Source organism: Flavobacterium chuncheonense, assembly GCF_042686145.1.
Taxonomy (GTDB): Bacteria; Bacteroidota; Bacteroidia; order Flavobacteriales; family Flavobacteriaceae; genus Flavobacterium; species Flavobacterium chuncheonense.
Map to the genome: position 1 here is coordinate 219502 of NZ_JBHUPC010000010.1, position 13777 is coordinate 233278.

Annotated in this window: 14 protein-coding genes and 2 tRNA genes; 8 read left to right on the forward strand and 8 right to left on the reverse strand. The window is 34.0% G+C overall.

The genetic code is table 11. The features are described from left to right. Positions 1–82 precede the first annotated feature (82 nt). The 5 genes from ACFS5J_RS02920 to ACFS5J_RS02940 all read left to right on the forward strand — a co-directional run bounded on the left by ACFS5J_RS02920 (position 83) and on the right by ACFS5J_RS02940 (position 6180). Positions 83–1006 carry an alpha/beta hydrolase gene (locus tag ACFS5J_RS02920; RefSeq protein ID WP_379810485.1) on the forward strand — a complete coding sequence of 308 codons (924 nt, stop codon included), beginning with the start codon at positions 83–85 and terminating at the stop codon, positions 1004–1006. Between the two features lie 57 nt (positions 1007–1063). Then, positions 1064–2929, forward strand: a complete 1866-nt coding sequence (locus tag ACFS5J_RS02925) for a M61 family metallopeptidase (RefSeq protein WP_379810486.1) — start codon at positions 1064–1066, stop codon at positions 2927–2929. An 84-nt stretch (positions 2930–3013) separates the two neighbouring features. Continuing rightward, the gene (locus ACFS5J_RS02930; RefSeq protein ID WP_379810487.1) at positions 3014–4318 is read left to right on the forward strand and encodes a DUF819 family protein; all 1305 of its coding nucleotides are present in this window, start codon (positions 3014–3016) and stop codon (positions 4316–4318) included. 19 nt (positions 4319–4337) lie between these two features. Next, a complete protein-coding gene (locus ACFS5J_RS02935; RefSeq protein WP_379810488.1) occupies positions 4338–5048 on the forward strand; it encodes a DUF4369 domain-containing protein in 711 nt (236 codons plus the stop codon). Positions 5049–5358: 310 nt separating this feature from the next. Beyond that, entirely contained in the window at positions 5359–6180 is an 822-nt protein-coding gene (locus ACFS5J_RS02940; RefSeq protein WP_379810489.1) for a T9SS type A sorting domain-containing protein, read from the forward strand. A gap of 110 nt (positions 6181–6290) precedes the next feature. On the opposite strand, the gene ACFS5J_RS02945 is transcribed toward ACFS5J_RS02940, so the two are convergent. The 6 genes from ACFS5J_RS02945 to idi all read right to left on the reverse strand — a co-directional run bounded on the left by ACFS5J_RS02945 (position 6291) and on the right by idi (position 8906). Continuing rightward, positions 6291–6364, reverse strand: a tRNA-Thr gene (locus tag ACFS5J_RS02945). A gap of 157 nt (positions 6365–6521) precedes the next feature. Next, positions 6522–6595 (reverse strand) — tRNA-Thr (locus tag ACFS5J_RS02950). Positions 6596–6670: 75 nt separating this feature from the next. Next, entirely contained in the window at positions 6671–6940 is a 270-nt protein-coding gene (locus ACFS5J_RS02955) for a hypothetical protein (RefSeq protein ID WP_379810490.1), read from the reverse strand. A gap of 58 nt (positions 6941–6998) precedes the next feature. Next, positions 6999–7958, reverse strand: coding sequence for a type I phosphomannose isomerase catalytic subunit (locus tag ACFS5J_RS02960; RefSeq protein WP_379810491.1), 960 nt, complete (start codon positions 7956–7958; stop codon positions 6999–7001). Positions 7959–7961: 3 nt separating this feature from the next. Beyond that, positions 7962–8372 (reverse strand): 6-pyruvoyl trahydropterin synthase family protein, encoded by a 411-nt coding sequence (locus ACFS5J_RS02965; RefSeq protein ID WP_379810492.1) that lies wholly within the window; start codon positions 8370–8372, stop codon positions 7962–7964. Between the two features lie 3 nt (positions 8373–8375). Further along, the gene (gene idi / locus ACFS5J_RS02970) at positions 8376–8906 is read right to left on the reverse strand and encodes an isopentenyl-diphosphate Delta-isomerase (protein WP_379810493.1); all 531 of its coding nucleotides are present in this window, start codon (positions 8904–8906) and stop codon (positions 8376–8378) included. Between the two features lie 138 nt (positions 8907–9044). On the opposite strand from idi, the gene ACFS5J_RS02975 reads away from it, so the two are divergent. After that, positions 9045–10559 (forward strand): NAD(P)H-hydrate dehydratase, encoded by a 1515-nt coding sequence (locus ACFS5J_RS02975; protein ID WP_379810494.1) that lies wholly within the window; start codon positions 9045–9047, stop codon positions 10557–10559. Here the strand turns inward: ACFS5J_RS02975 and ACFS5J_RS02980 are convergent. Continuing rightward, complete coding sequence (locus tag ACFS5J_RS02980; RefSeq protein WP_379810495.1) at positions 10537–12093, reverse strand: NAD(P)/FAD-dependent oxidoreductase; 1557 nt, start codon at positions 12091–12093, stop codon at positions 10537–10539. The two genes, ACFS5J_RS02975 and ACFS5J_RS02980, sit on opposite strands and share 23 nt — an antisense overlap. A gap of 105 nt (positions 12094–12198) precedes the next feature. On the opposite strand from ACFS5J_RS02980, the gene ACFS5J_RS02985 reads away from it, so the two are divergent. Then, positions 12199–12435: a hypothetical protein gene (locus ACFS5J_RS02985; RefSeq protein WP_379810496.1), complete on the forward strand. Its 237-nt coding sequence runs from the start codon at positions 12199–12201 to the stop codon at positions 12433–12435. Here the strand turns inward: ACFS5J_RS02985 and ACFS5J_RS02990 are convergent. Then, the gene (locus ACFS5J_RS02990; protein WP_379810497.1) at positions 12432–13298 is read right to left on the reverse strand and encodes an AraC family transcriptional regulator; all 867 of its coding nucleotides are present in this window, start codon (positions 13296–13298) and stop codon (positions 12432–12434) included. The two genes, ACFS5J_RS02985 and ACFS5J_RS02990, sit on opposite strands and share 4 nt — an antisense overlap. An 87-nt stretch (positions 13299–13385) precedes the next feature. Here ACFS5J_RS02990 and ACFS5J_RS02995 point away from each other — a divergent pair, with 87 nt between their 5' ends. Continuing rightward, positions 13386–13748 (forward strand): DUF983 domain-containing protein, encoded by a 363-nt coding sequence (locus ACFS5J_RS02995; RefSeq protein WP_379810498.1) that lies wholly within the window; start codon positions 13386–13388, stop codon positions 13746–13748. Positions 13749–13777 lie beyond the last annotated feature (29 nt).

Consider the following 13777-nt stretch of genomic DNA (forward strand, 5'->3'; position numbering starts at 1 on the left):
GCTCCTTAAACGGAGCTTTTTTATTTCAAACGAAGAAACATTAACTTTATAACTTTTAAATCTCTAACCCAACCTAATTAAGATGAAAAAATTATATTATTTCATTCTACTATTCTCATTAACGATGTTTGCACAATATGAGAAAAAAGAAATTACGATAAACGAAACTATTACAGGCAATCTTTATACTCCGGAAACAAACAAAAAACCAAACTTAGTTATTTTACTAGCTGGTTCTGGCCCTACAGATCGAAACGGAAATCAAGTGGGTATGGCCAATAACTCTCTAAAATTTCTTGCTGAAGAACTTGCCAAAAACAACACTGCTGTTTACACTTACGATAAGCGAACCGTAGCTTTATTGAAACAAGGTAAAATCAAAGAGGCAACTTCTATAAGTTTTAACGATTTTATTACAGATGCTGAAACAGTACTTAATCATTTTCAAAAAGAAAAAAAATACCGTAAAATTATCATTGCAGGACATAGTCAAGGTTCTTTAATCGGGATGATTGCCATTCAGAAAAAAGGGGATGCATTCATTTCAATAGCGGGGCCTGCTCATTCTATTGATAAAACCATTACGGATCAAATTGCGAAACAAGCTCCTTTTCTAAAAAAAGAAGTAGAAGATAATTTTAAAATTCTATCAGAAGGCAAAACATTTGAAAATAAAAACCCTATGTTAGAATCCATTTTCAATAAAGAGGTCCAGCCATTTTTAACTTCTTGGATACACTATAATCCGCAAGAAGAAATAGCAAAACTTACAATTCCAACTTTGATTTTGAATGGTACAAGAGACATTCAAGTTGGCACAAAAGATGCTGAACTTTTAAAACAAGCACAACCAAAAGCAGAACTTCAAATTATAACCGATATGAATCATATCTTAAAAAAAGTAAACGATGATACTACAGAAAACTACGCAACATATAGCAATCCTGAATTACCTATAATGCAAGAACTAGTAAATAGCATCACAGTCTTTCTCAAAACATTATAATCCTACTGTAACATTTCACTAGTATCTTCTACTTATAAACAATAATGAAACTATAAAATGAAAAAAATAATTCTTTCACTTGCTATCGTTAGCATGTTATGGAGTTGTAAAACTACAACCTCTACAACTTTAACAAAACAAAATGAAGTTGATGTAAAAATTGACCTTATAAACGTAAAAGACGACAAAGTAATGGTAACCATTACACCTCCTACTTTTACAACTGAAACGGTTACTTTTAACATACCAAAAACAGTACCTGGAACTTATTCAGAAGACAACTATGGCCGTTTTATTGAAAAATTAGAAGTTTTTGACGCAAAAGGCAACAAACTAAATGTTAGCAAAATCAATGAAAACTCTTATACCATTTCTGATGCTAAAAAAGCAACAAAAATAACCTATTGGGTAAACGATACTTTCGATACTGAAACAGGAGGTGCTTTTTCTGGACATAGTAATGATGTATTCTCTCCTGCAGGAACAAATATTAAAGCTGGAGAAAACTTTATGTTAAACACACATGGTTTTGTGGGTTACTTTAAAGGAAAAGAAGAAATTCCATACAAATTAACTGTTACTCACCCAGAAAACTTATTAGGAGTTTCTGCCATGACCGATGCCGACAACAGCAACACTTCTGATGTGTTTATCATGCCACGTTACGCAAGTTTGGTTGAAATGCCAATAATGTATAGTAAACCAGATTTTACTTCTTTTATGGTAGATGATATGGAAATCATCATTAGTGTGTATTCTCCAACAGGAAAATATACGGCTAAAGACATTACACCAAACATGGAGACCATGATGAAAGCGCAAAAACGTTTTTTAGGACCAATCAATTCTACTAAAAAATATGCTATCTTATTGTATTTGTCGAATGCTAAAGGAAACGATGCTAAAGGATTTGGAGCATTAGAACACCCAACATCTACTACGGTAGTTATGCCAGAAATGATGGGATTAGAAATGCTACAAGAGCAATTAAAAGATGTAGTGTCACATGAGTTTTTCCATATTGTAACACCACTTACGGTTCACTCAAACGAAATTCAATATTTTGACTTTAACAATCCTCAAATGTCAGAACATTTATGGATGTATGAGGGGGTAACAGAATATTTTGCCAATTTATTTCAAGTGAATCAAGGCTTAATCGATGAAAATGAATTCTACCAAAGAATGACTGAAAAAATTGAACAAGCCAATCAAATGAATGACCGTATGAGCTTTACCAAAATGAGTAAAAACGTATTGGAAGCGCCATATAAAGATCAGTACCTTAATGTTTACCAAAAAGGCGCATTGATTGCTATGTGTATGGATATTATTATTCGCGAAAATAGCAACGGACAAAAAGGAATCTTGTATTTAATGCAAGAATTAGCAAATGAATATGGTACTAAAAAAGCTTTCAAAGATGAGGAATTATTTGGTAAAATTACAGCACTTACTTATCCTGAAGTTGGAGAATTCTTAAACAAATACGTAGCAGGAGAAACTCCAATACCATACCAAGAGTATTTCGCTAAAATGGGTGTTATCAAAGCTACTTTAGAAGTACCAGGAAATCCATTCTTAAAAGGACAAATGCCTTACATAACCATTGATCCCTCAACAAAAGAAATTAGAATTTTACCAGCTGTTGATTTAAACATTTTCATGACCACTTTAGGTCTTAAAAATGACGATAAAATCTTAGCTGTAAATGGCACAAACTATAACTTAGATAACATTTACGATTTGATTATGTCAAGTATGGAATGGAAAGATGGTGATGCAATTTCGGTTAAAATCAAACGTAACAACGAAGTTATGGATATCAACGGTAAAGTAATGATGCCAAAAGAAACGGTTAATGGTTATCAAGCAACTGATGATAGCAAAAAGGTATTAAAAGAAGCTTGGCTAAAAGGCTAAAACAAATTAAATATCAATACAAAATCCTCAAAGTACAAAGTATTTTGAGGATTTTTTCTTTATTTTGTGACCAAACTATTCATCATGCACAATCCTCCATTTTTTACTGACGACACCATTGTTTTTGGTTTATTAATGTTCTTAATTGGAATCGTTTTCTTTACATCTTCTAAAGAAAATGGTTTTTGGAAAAAATTCTATACCGTAGTACCGGCCCTACTATTATGTTACCTTCTTCCGGCTATTTTCAGCTCATTTCACATCATTTCTCCCGAATGGACAGAAGTAAATGACAAAGGAGAGGTTTTGGAAAAAAGTTCCAAAATCTATTTTGTAGCTAGTAGGTATCTATTACCCGCAGCATTAGTTTTAATGACTTTAAGTATTGATCTTAAAGCCTTATTAAATTTAGGTCCTAAAGCTTTAATCATTTTCCTAGCAGGAACCTTTGGCATTATTTTAGGTGGCCCTTTAGCTATTTTAATTGTATCACTATTTTCTCCAGAAACTGTTGGAGGAGCAGGATTTGATGCAGTATGGAGAGGATTGTCAACTTTAGCTGGAAGCTGGATTGGTGGTGGAGCAAATCAAGCCGCTATGCTTGAAATTTTCAAATACAATCAAGAAAAATACGGCGCTATGGTTCTTGTGGATATTGTAGTCGCTAATATTGGAATGGCCGCACTATTATACGGAATTGGCAAAAAAGAAACTATTAACAAATGGTTGAATGCCGACAATTCTTCTATTGATGAATTACAAGAAAAAGTTTCTACTTATCAAGAAAGTGTAAAACGCAACCCAAATCTAACAGATTACATGATTATTGCCGCTATAGCCTTTACAACAGTTGGACTTTCACATTGGGGATCTCAAGTATTCGCCGATTTCTTCAACAACAACTTCGAAGCGGTTCGTGACCCTAAAAGTTTTGCCTCTACTTTTGGAGGAACTTTCTTTTGGATGATTACGCTGGCCACAATATTAGGCATTGCATTATCGTTTACGCCTTTAAAATCGTACGAAGGTGCTGGAGCTAGTAAAATCGGTAGTGTTTTTATATACATTTTAGTTGCCTCTATTGGTATGAAAATGGATTTAACAGCAGTACTTGACAACCCAGGATTGATATTGGTTGGCTTAATTTGGATGTTTTTCCACTTTGTCATAATCTTTGGTATTGCCAAAATAATTAAAGCACCATATTTCTTTATCGCGGTTGGTAGTCAGGCTAATGTTGGAGGTGCGGCATCTGCGCCAGTAGTCGCATCGGCATTTCACCCTTCACTAACGAGCGTAGGTGTTTTATTAGCAATATTTGGTTATATTGCAGGCACATATGGAGCTATCCTTTGTACATATTTAATGGAAACCGTTTCACCCCAATAAATTAATATTTAAAAACTTTATGAAGAAATTTTTGCTTTTAGCTGCGAGTGTTTTAACCTTCATTTCTTGTGAAAAAGATAACAAAACAGGAAACCTACATTTGTCAGGCGACATTAAAGGCCTTGGACAAGGAAAACTTTATATACAAAAAATTCAAGATACTGCTCTTGTTATATTAGATAGCATTGAGTTTAAAGGTAATTCTAAATTTGACACCTATGTTAATATTGACGAACCAGAAGTTTTATACTTGTTTTTAGATCGTGGACAAACGAATTCTATAGACAACAATATGGCTTTTTTTGCTGAACCAGGCGAAATGAACATTACTACAAAACTAAAAGAGTTTTATGCTGCAGCAAAAGTTACAGGTTCTAAAAACCAAGAATTATGGGAAGAATTCAAACAAATGAACTCTAGATTTACTAATGAAAATTTAGAAATAATGGAAAAGCGTTTGTATAACGAAATGAACTTTAATCCAAAAACACAAGACAGTATAAACGAAGCCTACAACAGGCTCTTAACCCGTAAGTACCGTTATGTAGCCAATTTTGCCGTTACACATGCCGATCATGAAATTGCTCCATTTTTAGCACTTACAGAAATTGCTGATATCAACATTGCATTCCTTGACACTATCTCGAAAAAAATGTCACCAAAGATCAAAAAATCGAAATACGGCAAAATGCTTGACGAACACATTGAAAATCGTAAAAAAGAAAATTAAAAAAGAGCGGCATCTGCCGCTCTTTTTTATTAAGAAAAAAATTGAATTTCAAATCAATCTGTTATTTCACTTTCAAACTATAATAAGTTCTAAAATAATTTTAAAACCCCACTTTGTAGATCATTTTCTCTTTAAAACATAAAAATGAAAGGTAAATAGATGAAAGGTTATATAAGTGCTACGAAAAGCCGAACACAAAAACTTATTTTATAAATATTAACTAATATTTATAAAAAAAATTAACTGATAATCAAGTTGTTAAGAAAAATAATACGCTTAAATTTAAGTAACTTTTGTAATATAGAATGACATGAAAAATTTTACTTCATTTAAGTACAATTGTCCCATAATCATCTTACTTTTTTTAAATCTTTTTTTAAAAGCACACGCGCAAATCATCTATACAGATATTATACCTGATTATGTAAGTCAAAATTTAGGAGACTCTTATAATCTCGATTTAAACAATGATTCAACTACCGATTTCACTCTAATTTCATATAATGAAATTATAGACTGGTTTCATATCTATACAAATCAAGGTCCTAATAATACTTTTATTGCTGTTACACCTTGGTTTGCGAATCCAATTCCTCTTAATAATGGTGACTTAATATCCCAAACTCTTACTTCTTCATTTCAAACTTTTGAAAACATAGGTTTTATTACTGCAGGAGATTGTTGCTGCCAAGAAACAATTTGTAATTATGATTGGAAAGATAAAGGTGACAAATACTTAGGTGTACGATTTATTATTAATGGGCAAATACATTATGGATGGGCAAGACTAAATGTATCAACACATTCACAGTGGACAATTAAAGACTATGCCTATCAGGCTACACCTAATATAGGAATTCTTGCAGGACAAACAACTGCACTTAGTTTAAACGATACTGATACAGTAAAAGATATAACAATATCCATTTTAAACAAAAACATAGTAGTACACAATTTAAATCAAGCAAACACTTATGAATTATATTCCATTACAGGACAAAAAATAAGCAATGGTACAATCACAAAAGAAAATAATAGCATTAATACTTCCTTGCAATCTAAAGGCATCTATATTTTAAAAATAACAGATTCTGAAAGTAGTCAATCAATTCAAAAGAAATTGATTTTATAAATCTAAATTTCACTTTTCAACGATAAAGAGCAAAAGATTTTTTTAATGAGATGTAATGAAAAAATAGTAGAAATAAAAAAAGGAAAGCTTTCGCTTTCCTTTTTAATTAGAGCCGATGGAGGGACTCGAACCCACGACCTGCTGATTACAAATCAGCTGCTCTAGCCAGCTGAGCTACACCGGCAACTCTAATGCGATGCAAATATAAGCCTGTTTTTTGTATTTCCAAAAAAAAAGAAACAATGTTCTAAAAAATAACAAAAAGACTTAATTTACTGTATAAATAAACTTTTATGAACTTCAATAAAAAAGGAAAGTTAAACTTTCCTTTTTTTTATTAGAGCCGATGGAGGGACTCGAACCCACGACCTGCTGATTACAAATCAGCTGCTCTAGCCAGCTGAGCTACACCGGCAACTCTAATGCGGTGCAAATATAATTCTGTATTTCATATTTGCAAAAAAAAATCCGCATTTTTTTATCATTTTTTTTAGTTCAAAGCGTTGATTTTTTCAACTATTTGATTTGCAATAACTTCGTAATCGTTACGGATTTGTTTAAAATGTGCTTTTTTGCTCTCAACTTTTTTATTGTTGATTCTTGTAACCAAAGCATCATAATTATCATAGATATCATCTACAATTGCATCAGTAGTTTCTGTTGGTTGACCACCATGAGTCATTTCCCAAACGTACACGATGTTCACTAAATCTCCTAAAACGTAGTTGATTTCTTTTTTCAAATTTTTAACGCTAGCCATTTTGTATGTATTTTAAATTTGTTGCAAAATTACACAATATATTTATACCTATTTTAAATTAAAGATAAATTTCTAACACGGAAGCTTTTCCGCTTATTTCAAAACCTTCAATTTGAGCTGGTATGAGCACGGTATCTCCTTTTGAGTACGTATAAAGCTCTTCATTCATTTTAAACCTAAACTCACCTTCCGTACACATGAATACTGTAAAAGAACCTTCATGACTTTTCCAATCAACTGTACCATCCAAAACAATTCTATTTGTCTTAAAATAAGGGCAATGCACCAATTTATTGGGAACATTTACAGTTGTAGAATAATCAATTTTAGTGGTATGTGACGTATAATTTAAAGCTTCTAATGCTAAATCGGTATGCAATTCTCTGTAATTACCCTGAGCATCTACCCGATCCCAATCGTAAACACGATAGGTAATATCACTGGTTTGTTGGATTTCTGCTATTAAAACCCCTGCTCCAATTGCGTGAATCGTTCCTGTTTCTAAAAAAAACACATCACCTTTGGAAACAGCATACTCTTGTAAGAGTACAATTAAATTTTTATCCTCTAAATGCTGCAAATACTCTTCTTGATTAGAATCTTCTTTAAACCCAACAATCAAACGAGCTCCTTCATCTGCTTGCATCACATACCACATTTCGGTTTTACCGAGAGAATTATGATGTTTTTTTGCTAAAACATCATTCGGATGCAACTGTATCGACAAATCTTCACGTGCATCAATAAACTTGAACAATAATGGAAAATCGAAACCATACTTTTCAAAAACCGCCTTACCCAATACTTCTTCTGGAAAATCGGAAATTATAGTAGTTAGGCTTTTTCCTTTAAAAGCACCATTACTCACAACACTCACATCATTAGGTACGGCTGAAAGTTCCCAACTTTCGCCAGTGGTACTTGAAACCACCGGTTTCTGCAATACCGAATTCAATTTGGTCCCGCCCCAAATACGCTCTTTTAAAATCGGATAAAATTGTAACGGATATAAATTCATAAATTAATTTCCATTGTAGGTAACAAAATTTCGTGGGGTCTCGTACAGCGTAATCTCCAATTGTTTAGTTACGTCAATATGCGGACGCAACAATTGCCAAATTACAACTGCAATATTTTCTGCTGTTGGATTTAAATCCTTAAAAGCAGGAACATCTAAATTCAAATTTTTATGATCAAATGCATCTTCAATGTGTTCTTTAATCAAATCAGCAAGTATTTTAATATCAATCACAAAGCCTGTTTCTGGATCAATTGCTCCTTTTACTGAAACAATTAACTCGTAATTATGACCATGAAAATTAGGATTGTTGCATTTCCCAAAAACAGTATCGTTCTTCTCCATTGACCAATCTTTACGATACAAGCGATGTGCAGCGTTAAAATGAGCCTTTCGTGAAACTGTAACCTGCATAAACTAAGCTTTTTTGTGGTTTTCTAAATAATGGTAAAACTCATCAAAAATGATTTTAAACCATACGGTATAAACTTCTGGGCGATTTGCCATATCTTCTTTTACCGCTTCAACTTCCATCCATTTCCAATTCTCTACTTCTTCTTTGTTAATATTTGGTGCTTCATTATAATACCCTATCATTACATGATCCAATTCATGCTCTGTCAAACCATTATCAAAAGGTGCCTTGTATATAAAATGAAAAAGCTCTTTTAGATCTACTTCAAAACCCATTTCTTCTTGCAACCTGCGTTTGCCCGCCTGAATGTTAGTCTCACCCGGACGTTGATGACTACAACAAGTATTGGTCCACAATAAAGGGGAATGGTATTTATGAGCTGCACGCTGCTGAAGCATAATTTCATTTTTATCGTTCAAAACAAAAACAGAAAAAGCCCTATGCAACAACGCCTGTTCATGCGCAGCAATCTTTTCCATTAAACCAATCGGCTCATCGTTTTGATCTACTAAAATAACCTTCTCTTCTCTCATAGTATTTTGAATTGTGTCAAAAATACAAAAATTAATAAGAATCAAAGCTTCAAATGTGTCAAGTTAATAGAAAAGCTGAGTCTAATCGGAACTAAAATCGTCAAAATAAATGTAACTTTATAATATAATTCCGGCAGTATGAAAATCCTAACAGCTCAACAACTCAAAAGAGTTGACCAAATAACCTTAGAAAAGGAAAACATAACCTCAATAGAATTGATGGAACGCGCCGCAAATACGTGCGCTGAATGGATAATAAAGCACTACAAAACCCATCACAATTTCTATATTTTTTGTGGGTCTGGTAACAATGGTGGTGACGGATTGGCTATTGCACGAATACTCAAACTTAAACATTATATTGTATCGGTTTTTATCGTTTCAAATGCTGCTTACTCCGACGAATTTGAAGAAAATTTTGAGCGTTGGCAAAAAACAGGAGGACCTACTAAATCCCTCCATAGTGATGATGACTTTCCCGATTTAAGCAATAAAAACATTGTCATTATTGATGCCTTATTCGGTATTGGCTTAAATCGAGAAGTAAAAGGTCTTACCGCCACTCTAATCAACACCCTTAATCATGCCGATAATGATATCATTTCTATAGACATCCCTTCTGGGTTACATGCCGACAACAACGCAACTAATTTACACGCCCCAATAATTAGAGCCACACACACACTCACTTTTGAATTACCCAAAATTGCATTATTACTACCCGAGAACCAGGAATTTAGTGGTTCCCTAAACTTACTTTCTATTGGGCTCAATCAAAATGCAATTGCGCAACAAGAATCAAATTATGAATGGGTTACAGCTGCATATTTTCACAACCGTATTCCAAAAAGAAACAAATTCAGCCATAAAGGAACTTTTGGACACGTTAAAATAGTAGCGGGAAGTTTAGGAAAAATAGGCGCGGCTATACTGAGCTCAAAAGCAGCGTTACGTACTGGAGCAGGCTTAGTAACAGCAGAAATTCCATATTGTGGCTACACCGCCATGCAATCAGCAAACCCAGAAGTAATGGTTATTCCTAATGGCGAAAAACACCTTGACAAACGTATCGATTTAGATGATTACCATATTGCTATAGGACCTGGAATAGGAATTAACGAGGATACTGAAAAAGAAACAATCCGATTAATAAGCAGAACAACTGAACCTTTAGTAATTGATGCCGACGCATTAAACATACTTGCCGAACACAAGGAAGATTGGGATAAAATACCAAGATTTAGCATCCTTACGCCACATCCGAAAGAACTAAGCCGTTGGATTGGACATTGGAAAAACGATTTTGAAAAACTAGAGTTGACCGCCAATTTAGCAGAAGAACTCGGTATTTACATTATCATTAAGGGAGCCTACACTACCACTGTTACCCCTAAAAGAAATTTCTTTTTCAACAGTTCTGGAAATCCAGGAATGGCAACCGCTGGAAGTGGCGATGTACTTACAGGAATTCTTATAGCATTATTAGCACAAGGTTATAGCTCAGAAATCAGTTGCTTACTAGGAACATACTTACACGGTTGCGCAGGGGATTTGGTAGCACTCGAAAAGGGAGAACCTGCTGTTATCGCATCAGACATTATAGAAAACCTTGGAAAAGCCTATTTACAACTCACAAAGATTCCGCAATCTTAAGCGCACATTTTTCACCATCAATAGCGGCAGAAATAATACCGCCTGCATAACCTGCTCCTTCTCCACAAGGATATAATCCTTTAATCTGAAGGTGTTCCAAACTAATTGGATCTCTCGGAATACGCACTGGAGAAGAAGTTCTACTTTCAGGCGCGTGCAAAATAGCATCATTGGTAAAATAACCTTTCATCGATTTTCCGAACAAAGCAAAGCCTTCACGCATGGTTTGGGTTAAAAAGCTTGGAAAAACTTCACCCAATTCAACCGATGTAGTACCCGGAACATAAGAAGTTTTGGGAATTTCAGCAGAAACTTTTTTTTGTGCAAAGTCTACCATTCGTTGTGCAGGAACTTTTTGAGTTTCACCAGCCAAATGCCATGCCTTCTGCTCAATGGCTTTTTGGAATTCCATTCCAGCTAACGCTCCATATTTTGCAAACGGTTTAAAATCTTCCAACTTCAGCTCTACCACTATCCCCGAATTAGCAGTTGCTTGATCCCTTTTAGAAGGCGACCAACCATTAGTAACCACTTCACCCGGCGCTGTAGCACAAGGAGCAATAACCCCTCCAGGACACATACAGAAAGAATACATTCCTCTACCTCCAACTTGTTTCACTATTGAATAAGGAGCGGGAGGCAAATACTCCCCTCTAAAATCGCATGAATATTGAATACTATCTATCAAACTCTGAGGATGCTCAGCACGAACCCCTAAAGCAAAAGGTTTGGCTTCGATATGAACTTGTTTTCGGTCCAATAATTCAAAAATATCACGAGCAGAGTGCCCAGTTGCCAAAATCAATTTGTTTGCATGAATACTACTGCCATCATGCAAAACCACACCTTCCACTTCTTGATTTTTAATTAAAATATCGGTGACTCTTTTTTCAAATAAAACTTCACCGCCACAAGCAATAATTTTTTCGCGAATATCTTGAATAATTTGTGGTAGCTTGTTTGTTCCGATATGAGGATGTGCTTCCACCATAATTTCTGAAGTTGCACCAAAACCTACTAACAATTGGAGAATACGATCTACATCGCCACGCTTCTTAGAACGCGTGTACAATTTACCATCAGAATAAGTTCCGGCTCCACCTTCTCCAAAACAATAGTTGGAATCTTCATTTACAATCCCTTCTCTATTTATCGCTTTCAAGTCACGACGACGACCACGAACATCTTTTCCTCTTTCGATAACAATTGGTTTCAACCCCAACTCAATCAACTGTAAAGCTGCAAACAAACCCGCCGGCCCTGCTCCTACAACAATTACTTCTTGTTTGGTCGTTACGTTAGGATAATCGGGAAGTTCAATTGTAGTGGGCACAAATGGCTCACCTACTAAAAAAACATTCGCTTTTATATTCACCTTAATTGCCTTTTGACGTGCATCAATTGAACGTTTCACCACCACAACTTTCTGTATTTCACTTGGTGAAACGTGGAATAATTTAGCTACATGCTGACGCAACAAACTTTCGTTGGCAGCTACTTCTGGAGAAACTTGAAATTGAAATTCACGTGGCATAGTAAGGAAACTATAAATTTGGATAATAAATCAAAATGCAAAAATAGCAATTTGAAAGTTGACTTTGTAACTTTGCTGCTTCGAAACCGCAAAACTTGTCTTAAAATGCGCAAAATAAAATTAATTTGGGACTTTAGAGGTCCAGCTGCTGCTAAAACTGCCGAACATCATGAAATCCATCTAAAAGAATTTTTAGTAATGGAGCAACACAATTTACAAATAACAGGCTTTGAAATTCTGAATGACATGTATGCGATTGCTTATTTAGTGGTGGAAGAAAAAGACATGATTAAATTTCGTGATGTTTTAAAACCTCATCGAGGAGAAGTTTATGTGGATTAATCCTTTAATCCATTCTTAAAAGATTTAGGCGTTTGTCCCGTGTGCTTTTTAAATAATTTTAAAAAATAACTGGCACTCGAAAAACCCAATAAATCAGCTATTTGACTTGTCGTTAAGTTACCTTCAACCATATAGCGCTTACTTTCCAAAAGTACGCGTTGTGTGATTAAAGCCGTAACGGTTTCGTTTAAAATTTCTTTTGTAATCCTATTCAAATGTTTCAAACTAATGGAAAGTGCATCCGCATAAAAGGAAGGCGCTTTTTCCGTTTTAAAATTTTGCTCCAAAACAAGTTCAAACTGTTTCAATTTATTACCATAATTTGACTTTACATTATCTTTTTGAATAGTACTCAATCGAGAAATCTCAATAAAAACAACATCTAAAAGGTTTAAAATTTTATCTTTTTTGTACAACATCTCATTTTGATATTCCAATAACATCAACTCAAAATAAAAGTTGATTTTTTTAATTTCTGCATCAGAAAGTAAAACATCCGGAACATTTTTAAACGATTTAAAATAAGCATAATCTTCGATTGCCTTACTTTGAAAATACAAATTAAAAACTTCCTTAGAACAAAAAACAATATAACCATCAGTATCGTCCGAAAGCGACCATGTATGCATTTGACCGGGTTGCATTACAAATAAACTTCCTCTTTGGACTGAAAAAGTATCAAAATCAATAGTATGTATCCCACTACCATTTGTAAAAAATACTAACAAATAAAAATTATGGCGATGCATACTTTCTATAAAACCATGCTTTTGAAAGTGCATCCTAAATGAATTCACGTACAAATCTTCCGAAAACGTATTCCTTTCGAAATTATTAATATTGTAAATTGGATACCTATTCATAAAAATGTCTTTTTTGTACACTTTTAAGCGAAGATACAAAACTTTTAAAACCCACAATTACACTAACTTTGCTAAAAATTAAAAACAATGCTAAACGAAATTAAAGGTATATTAAAAAACGAATGTCCTAATTGTAGAAAAGGTAAAGTATTTCAAAATGGGATTATCAATTTTGGACTAGGTTTTCCGAAAATGCACGAACAATGTCCAAATTGCCAGACAAAATTCGAAAAAGAGCCCGGGTTTTTCTTTGGAGCTATGTTTGTGAATTATGCATTAGGTTGTGCTGAGGCACTAATCACCTATTTCCTAGTCGCACCATTTTTTGAAAAAACATTTGATTTACGCATTTTTCCAATAATTGCAGTTGTAATGTTGACTTTATCAATTGTCAATCTAAAAATATCACGATTAATCTGGATTTATGCTTTTAGGAATTACAAAAAATAAAGCCCTAATAAAACTATTAGGGCCTTTCA

Coding starts and splice junctions, on each gene's coding strand:
- ACFS5J_RS02955 (WP_379810490.1), bottom strand. CDS start 6,940: ATGGCTAGCGTTAAAAATTTGAAAAAAGAAATCAACTACGTTTTAGGA.
- idi (WP_379810493.1), bottom strand. CDS start 8,906: ATGAGAGAAGAGAAGGTTATTTTAGTAGATCAAAACGATGAGCCGATT.
- ACFS5J_RS02925 (WP_379810486.1), top strand. CDS start 1,064: ATGAAAAAAATAATTCTTTCACTTGCTATCGTTAGCATGTTATGGAGT.
- ACFS5J_RS02985 (WP_379810496.1), top strand. CDS start 12,199: ATGCGCAAAATAAAATTAATTTGGGACTTTAGAGGTCCAGCTGCTGCT.
- ACFS5J_RS02965 (WP_379810492.1), bottom strand. CDS start 8,372: ATGCAGGTTACAGTTTCACGAAAGGCTCATTTTAACGCTGCACATCGC.
- ACFS5J_RS02975 (WP_379810494.1), top strand. CDS start 9,045: ATGAAAATCCTAACAGCTCAACAACTCAAAAGAGTTGACCAAATAACC.
- ACFS5J_RS02940 (WP_379810489.1), top strand. CDS start 5,359: ATGAAAAATTTTACTTCATTTAAGTACAATTGTCCCATAATCATCTTA.
- ACFS5J_RS02935 (WP_379810488.1), top strand. CDS start 4,338: ATGAAGAAATTTTTGCTTTTAGCTGCGAGTGTTTTAACCTTCATTTCT.
- ACFS5J_RS02990 (WP_379810497.1), bottom strand. CDS start 13,298: ATGAATAGGTATCCAATTTACAATATTAATAATTTCGAAAGGAATACG.
- ACFS5J_RS02980 (WP_379810495.1), bottom strand. CDS start 12,093: ATGCCACGTGAATTTCAATTTCAAGTTTCTCCAGAAGTAGCTGCCAAC.
- ACFS5J_RS02920 (WP_379810485.1), top strand. CDS start 83: ATGAAAAAATTATATTATTTCATTCTACTATTCTCATTAACGATGTTT.
- ACFS5J_RS02930 (WP_379810487.1), top strand. CDS start 3,014: ATGCACAATCCTCCATTTTTTACTGACGACACCATTGTTTTTGGTTTA.
- ACFS5J_RS02960 (WP_379810491.1), bottom strand. CDS start 7,958: ATGAATTTATATCCGTTACAATTTTATCCGATTTTAAAAGAGCGTATT.
- ACFS5J_RS02995 (WP_379810498.1), top strand. CDS start 13,386: ATGCTAAACGAAATTAAAGGTATATTAAAAAACGAATGTCCTAATTGT.